At 66.4% G+C, this 5,676-nt stretch carries 7 protein-coding genes; 2 read left to right on the top strand and 5 right to left on the bottom strand.

Features of this window, described 5'->3' with window-relative positions; genetic code table 11:
* Positions 1 to 90: 90 nt before the first annotated feature.
* From drmC to AAFP05_RS07965, 5 genes are all read right to left on the bottom strand, one after another.
* Positions 91 to 816, bottom strand: a complete 726-nt coding sequence (gene drmC / locus AAFP05_RS07985; protein ID WP_341729331.1) for a DISARM system phospholipase D-like protein DrmC — start codon at positions 814 to 816, stop codon at positions 91 to 93.
* The gene (locus AAFP05_RS07980) at positions 806 to 1,573 is read right to left on the bottom strand and encodes a DUF1998 domain-containing protein (RefSeq protein WP_341729330.1); all 768 of its coding nucleotides are present in this window, start codon (positions 1,571 to 1,573) and stop codon (positions 806 to 808) included. Before AAFP05_RS07980 ends, drmC begins: the two co-directional genes overlap by 11 nt.
* Positions 1,551 to 1,985, bottom strand: a complete 435-nt coding sequence (locus AAFP05_RS07975; protein WP_341729332.1) for a helicase-related protein — start codon at positions 1,983 to 1,985, stop codon at positions 1,551 to 1,553. The genes AAFP05_RS07980 and AAFP05_RS07975 overlap by 23 nt, the downstream gene beginning before the upstream one ends.
* Positions 1,891 to 3,294, bottom strand: a complete 1,404-nt coding sequence (locus AAFP05_RS07970; protein ID WP_341729329.1) for an SNF2-related protein — start codon at positions 3,292 to 3,294, stop codon at positions 1,891 to 1,893. The genes AAFP05_RS07975 and AAFP05_RS07970 overlap by 95 nt, the downstream gene beginning before the upstream one ends.
* Before the next feature lie 167 nt (positions 3,295 to 3,461).
* Entirely contained in the window at positions 3,462 to 3,719 is a 258-nt protein-coding gene (locus AAFP05_RS07965) for a hypothetical protein (RefSeq protein WP_341729328.1), read from the bottom strand.
* Positions 3,720 to 3,816: 97 nt separating this feature from the next.
* On the opposite strand from AAFP05_RS07965, the gene AAFP05_RS07960 reads away from it, so the two are divergent.
* The gene (locus tag AAFP05_RS07960; protein ID WP_341729327.1) at positions 3,817 to 4,899 is read left to right on the top strand and encodes an XRE family transcriptional regulator; all 1,083 of its coding nucleotides are present in this window, start codon (positions 3,817 to 3,819) and stop codon (positions 4,897 to 4,899) included.
* Entirely contained in the window at positions 4,899 to 5,432 is a 534-nt protein-coding gene (locus AAFP05_RS07955) for a hypothetical protein (protein ID WP_341729326.1), read from the top strand. Before AAFP05_RS07960 ends, AAFP05_RS07955 begins: the two co-directional genes overlap by 1 nt.
* Positions 5,433 to 5,676: the final 244 nt, after the last annotated feature.

The following is a 5,676-nucleotide window of genomic DNA, read 5'->3' as shown; positions in this document are numbered from 1 at the left end:
GACCTTCATCGGCGTGGGCGCGGTGCTGAAGGTGGTGCGGAACCGCCGCGACTGAGCATGTAATCAGCGGGTCCGAGCAACGACCTCAGATCACCCAGATAGATCGCTGATGGCAACTCGCTCATAGATGGCCGGCTGCAGGTCGAACAGCTGCTTCTGCACCATCTGAGTGAGTGCAGGATCACGCACCACGAGACCGAACTCGATGTTGTGCTTCTCCGCACTGGCGGAGAAGTTCGCGCTGGTCACGATCAGAACCTGCCGGTCGAGTGCGATGAACTTGGCATGGTTGCGGTAGGTGCGGTTGCCAACAGCACGGGTCCGGTAGACGCGTGCCCCGGGCAGATGCGCGGCCACTTCGGTCGGCGACGGTCCGGACGTGGCCGCGTGGGTATCGAGGTAGACGGTGACGGCCACCGTGCCCCGCCCGGCCACGTCGGCCAGTGCCGCCCACATGGCCGAGGACCTCTGGAAATTGAACGTCGAACAGACCACAGACTCCCGGGCAGCGAGCACCAGGTTCTTCACCGAGGCGGTGAGATGTCCGTAGTCGGCCAGGGCTCCTGGGACGGTCCACACCGGATGGACGGCACGCTCCTGACTGTGCGCTCCCTCAATAGCCCTCAACACCGGTACCGCATTGGCGCCTGTCAGCCCGGCTTTGAGAAGGAGTGCCCGCACCATCGGTCGGCGCTCGGGACCGATGGCGGCCAGCGCCTTGGGCAGAGTCGCGCCCCCGGCCAGCCAGGAGGCAAGCTGCGCGGCCTCGGCAACGCTCAGTGCTGCCCCAAGCCGAACTACCGGGTCACCATCCATCGTCGGTTCCGAAGAAGGAGAGGTGAGCAAACTCGCCTGGCAGGGGCAGCACGAACCGTCGGTCGAGGAATCTGTTGGCCCGCTCGCAGGACGTCTCGGATGCCATGCAGCAGCAGTGGCACGCCGCCCCGTGGAGATAGTCCTCAGGATCGCGGGGCGTCCGGTTTGAGCAGACCGGGTCGGATGAGCAGCGGGCCGCCTTGCGTAGCGCGTTGCGGACCGAACCCAGCAGCAACTCCGGCTGGCTGAGCCTGACCAGGCCGCCCAGGGTGCCGTCGCTGTCGGATGCGGTGGTCAGGATCAGCAGGCCGGCGGTGGGTGGTCGACTGTCATGGCCCGGCCAGGCATAGATCCGCTCCGACAGGCTGGCGGCGCCATAGCCGGAGGTCATCGCGAACTCCCTGATCAGCAGGTGGGCCAGGGTGTGAATCAGCCAGTAGCGCGGTGGTTTCAAGCGGCTCGCGACATCGTAGTTCGTCGCTGTGCTCGAGATCCGGTTTTCGAAGTTGCGCCGATGCGCGGCGCGGTGGGCCGTCCAGAGCGGCGACGCCAGTACCTTCGCCTCCCAGGCCGCGACGGCTGCCTCGTCCAGTTGGAGGAAGATGCCTTCGCCAGCGTCCTCGGTTGCCACCAGCCACTTGGGGTTGCCTCGGGCGATGGGGCCGAGTCGTCGTTCGGGATCGTTGACCCGATCGAGTTCGTCGATGCGGGTGAAGCCGAGCAGCGTGTTGACCCTACGCAGTTTCTCGACCGCCAACACCCGGGTGATGGGGGGCTGTACCGGCGGTCTTGGCGGCTCGCGGCAGGAAATGCCGCTGAATGTCGGCGTCCACCACCTCATTGACCGAGCCCAGATCGGCCGCGACTGTGCCGACCTTGCGGGCGATCCGGGTGAGAAAGTCCAGGTCGGCGGTGTAGGTACTCGACCCGGTGACCGGCACGAAGTGAAAGATCTCGGGCCGCTGCGTCTGGCCATACCGGTCGATCCGGCCGATCCGCTGCTCCAGTCGTGACGGGTTGAACGGAATGTCGAAGTTGACCAGCCGGTGGCAGTGGGCCTGCAGGTCGATGCCCTCACCGGCGGAGTCGGTGGCCAGCAGGACGCGCACCGGTTCGACGGACGGGTCGGCGCTGAATCGCTGCCGGGTCCGCTCGCGCTGCTCGGGCAGCGTCGAGCCCTGGATGGTGGCAAGGACCCGAGCCGTAGCCCTTGATCTTCAGCACCTCGGTCATCCAGTCCAACGTGTCGGCGTACTCGGTGAAGATCACCACGCGTTCGTTAGTCCACTGCTTGCCGTCGCGACAGACACCGCCCAGCCAGCGGATCAGCGCACCTAGCCGGGTGTCGGGCCTGGCCTCGTAGCCGAGACCCCAGTCAGCGAGGGCATTGAGCTGCGCTGGCGACGCGGTGGACAGTGCCCGGCGAACCTGCCGACGGCGCATGGCCTCGAACTCAGGTTGTTCCTCCAAGCCTTCCTCTTCGTCGCTGGCGTCGCTGCCGACCAGTTCGCGAAGCGCCTCGGCGTCGTCGTCGAACAGGTCGATCGTCGGCGGCTGTGCGGCGGCTGCCAGGCGGGCAAGCGTCCGACCGAAGGACCAGGGACTGGACAGGAACCGCTTCCTCAGCAACAGCCCCACCATGTCGCCGCCCTTGTCTGGGCCGGCCGCATTACGGCTGGCCTCGATGATGCCGGTCAACTCATCGAAGCGAGCTTGCTCGGCGTCGTCCGGCTGGAAGGGCAAAGGCTTGACCAGGCGAGGCTTGAAGTCCAGTTCGGGCAACTCGGTCTTCAATCGGCGTACGGCCACCTGGCGCAACGCCTGCTCGTCCAGGTCGGCACCGCGAGAGAAGCGCCGGTCATCGATCATCTCCATCAGCGCAGTAAACGACTCGGTATGGCCGTTGTGCGGGGTAGCGGTGAGAAACAACCGATGCTCGCAGCGCGCAGCGAGCTCGCGGGTGTGAATCGTCCGCAGGCTGTCGACCGCATACCCGCGATGGCCTCCGATCGGGGTGGGTGCGGCCGGCGCGACGTGGTGGGCTTCGTCCACCACCAGCAGGTCGAAGGCGTAGCGCCGGGCGGTCGCACGGGCGTCGGTGTCGGCGTAGACGTCGCGCAGCAGCCGCTGGGCGCGGGTCGAGGCGATCCAAGCCATCGAGACGATCACACGAGGAAAGATCTTCAGCGGATTGGCGTTCAGGCCATGCTGGCGACGAACCTCTGCCAGCCGCTCGCTGTTGACGATCACGAAGTCGAGACCGAACTTCTCGCGCATCTCGTCCTGCCACTTCAGCGACAGGCTCGGCGGGCACACGATGATGACACTTCGGGCGCGATGGCGCAGCAGCAGTTCCTGAATGACCAGGCCCGCCTCGATGGTCTTGCCTAGGCCCACGTCATCGGCGAGCAATAGATTCGTGCGCGGCGACTGAAGGGCACGCCGTAGCGGCTCAAGCTGATAGGCGTGAATGTCCACCCGCTGCGAAAAGGGGACTGGTAGGCGTCGTCGTCGGCGGACGTGACCGCGCCCCAGCGGACGGCGTCCACGAACGCGCCCAGCGTGTCGGGGTCGTCGAAGCCCTCGGGCTGGATGCTCGCCGGCAGTCCACGGTCGGGGGCGATGGTGTGGCCGGCTTCCAGCTCCTAGATGACGCGCAGTTCGTCGCCGAGGCGGTCCTCGTCCAGCGACTGCAGAGCGACCACATGCTGCCTCGCCGCGACCGACTCGTCCGCGGGGCTGCGCAAGAGGCCTTGGGTGACGACCTCGGTCACGGCCCAGGTCGACCCACGCACTTCCACCACGCGCCCGGGGGTGGGTAACTCGGGCAAGGCCTGCACGGCGGACGGCTCCCGCATCATTGTCTGAGCCTCCTGCTTGGGTGGGGGGATGACGGTACTCAACCACGATTGGGTCAATCCGGACGACCCAACGTCCGGGTGTTGCGATGACAGTAACGTGGGGTTGCGATTATCGCAACGAACTCCTACGATGGTGCCCATGACGATTGCTGAACGGGTTCGCCAGCTGATCGGCCAACGCGGCGAAACTCAGGGGGCGTTTGCGGCAGAGGTCGGCCTGGAGCCGACCAAGCTGTCCAAATCGCTGTCAGGTGTGCGGCGATTCTCATCGCTCGATCTAGCGCTGATTTCCGAGGCGTGCGAGGTGACCGTGGACTGGCTGGTCACCGGCGAAGAGCCGCCGCTGGCCGCTGCTGCTAGGGCTTCGGCAGGCAGCGCGGCGGGTGCGGCGTTGGTGCTGGCCCGCAACTACATGACCATTCGGTCCGATCTTGTCGCACTGGGTTACCCGCAAGGGTGGCGTCTTCCGGCTCCACCATCGTTGGGTGGGCTATGGAAGGAGCAAGGGGCAGCGCTGGCCGAGTCGGCGGGGGCGCAACTTGCTGCGGTCGGCGATCTCGTGACGGAGCCGTTACCGGCCCTGATCGAACGGGCCTTCGGCATTGACGTCGCCATCAAACCGCTCGGCGATGGCTTCGACGGGCTGGCTGTCGCAACCGGAGACCTGAAGCTGATCCTTGCTGCTCCCCAGGTAGTTCCGGCCAGGCTCCGGTTCACGATCGCGCACGAGTTGGGCCACCTGCTGGCTAGCGACGACCAGCAGATCCATACCGACCAGAACATTTACCGCACCGATCGAGTCGAGAGCGAGATTCGAGCGAACGCCTTCGCGGCGACGCTGTTGATGCCCGAGGCGGTGCTTCGCGACAAAGTCGGGCCCGGCTTCGACAAGGAGGGGTTCTGCCGTGTCGCAACGACGTTGCGGGTGTCGCCTTCGGCACTCGCGATTCGCCTTGAGGGGCTGCGGCTGATCGACGCGGGCACGCGCGACCGATGGAGCCGGATCAGTGGCCGCGATGCGGCGAACCTCGCGGGGCTTCACGTGGGCAACGCGCAACTGGCTGCCGAGTCTCTTTCGGTTAGGCCCCCGGGGCTTCTGCTGCGCGACGCCTGGGCGGCGTACGAGGCCGGTGATGTGACCCTCCGGTTGTTCGCGGGCCTCTCGGGCACGACGACCGATGCGCTGCGCGCCAGCCTCGACCTCGACGAGGTGGATGACTGATGAGCTACGCGGTCTTCCCGGACAACACGGTGCTGTGCAACTTCGCCGCCGTGTATCGGTTGGACCTGCTCAAAGACTGGCTGCGGGGTCGGGGTCGCTGGTGCGAAGCGGTGGCCTACGAGGCTGCGCGGTCAGCGGCCGTCCTCACGCAGTTGGCGACCATCGCCGCCGACGGATGGCTGGGTGAACCCATCGAAGTGGACGAGCACCAGGCTGTCGCGGTGGACCGCATCCGGCGAGTGGTCATGGGCGGCGACCCGACGCGGCCACTGCAGCATCTTGGTGAAGCGCAGACATGCCATGTGATCCAGACGGTCGCAGATTTCGCCGGGTCTTGGTGGGTCTCTGACGACCGCGACGCGCTGGAATACGCACGCCATCACGGGATACGCACCTATCGGACCTTCGAGGTGATGTGCATGATTGTGGCCGACGGGGAACTGCAGGCCGCTCGGGCCTTTCAGTTGATGCGTGACATGCAGGCAGCTGACCGTCAACTGTTCGTGCCCGACAGCCCTCGTGACCTGCAATAGCCGGGACGCGGGCAGTAACCAGGTAGTGGGCCGGGCGTCCCTCCATGCGTGGTCGATCCCTTCCGAGCGTGGTGCGGTCGCCGTGCCCCAACCTCGTCAGCCCGGCGTAAGGTGTCTCGGTGACTTTGTCGGGACTGGTTGAACTTGTCGCCTCCGACCCCACCATCGCTCGGGCCGTTGCGGACGCGCGCCTGGGGCGTCCGCGGGCCCTCGACCTGACCGCACCGGAGGCGCTGCGGCCGGT

This window comes from Brooklawnia sp., assembly GCF_032229645.1.
Lineage (GTDB): Bacteria > Actinomycetota > Actinomycetes > Propionibacteriales > Propionibacteriaceae > Brooklawnia.
This window is presented reverse-complemented; position numbering and strand designations above follow the sequence as displayed.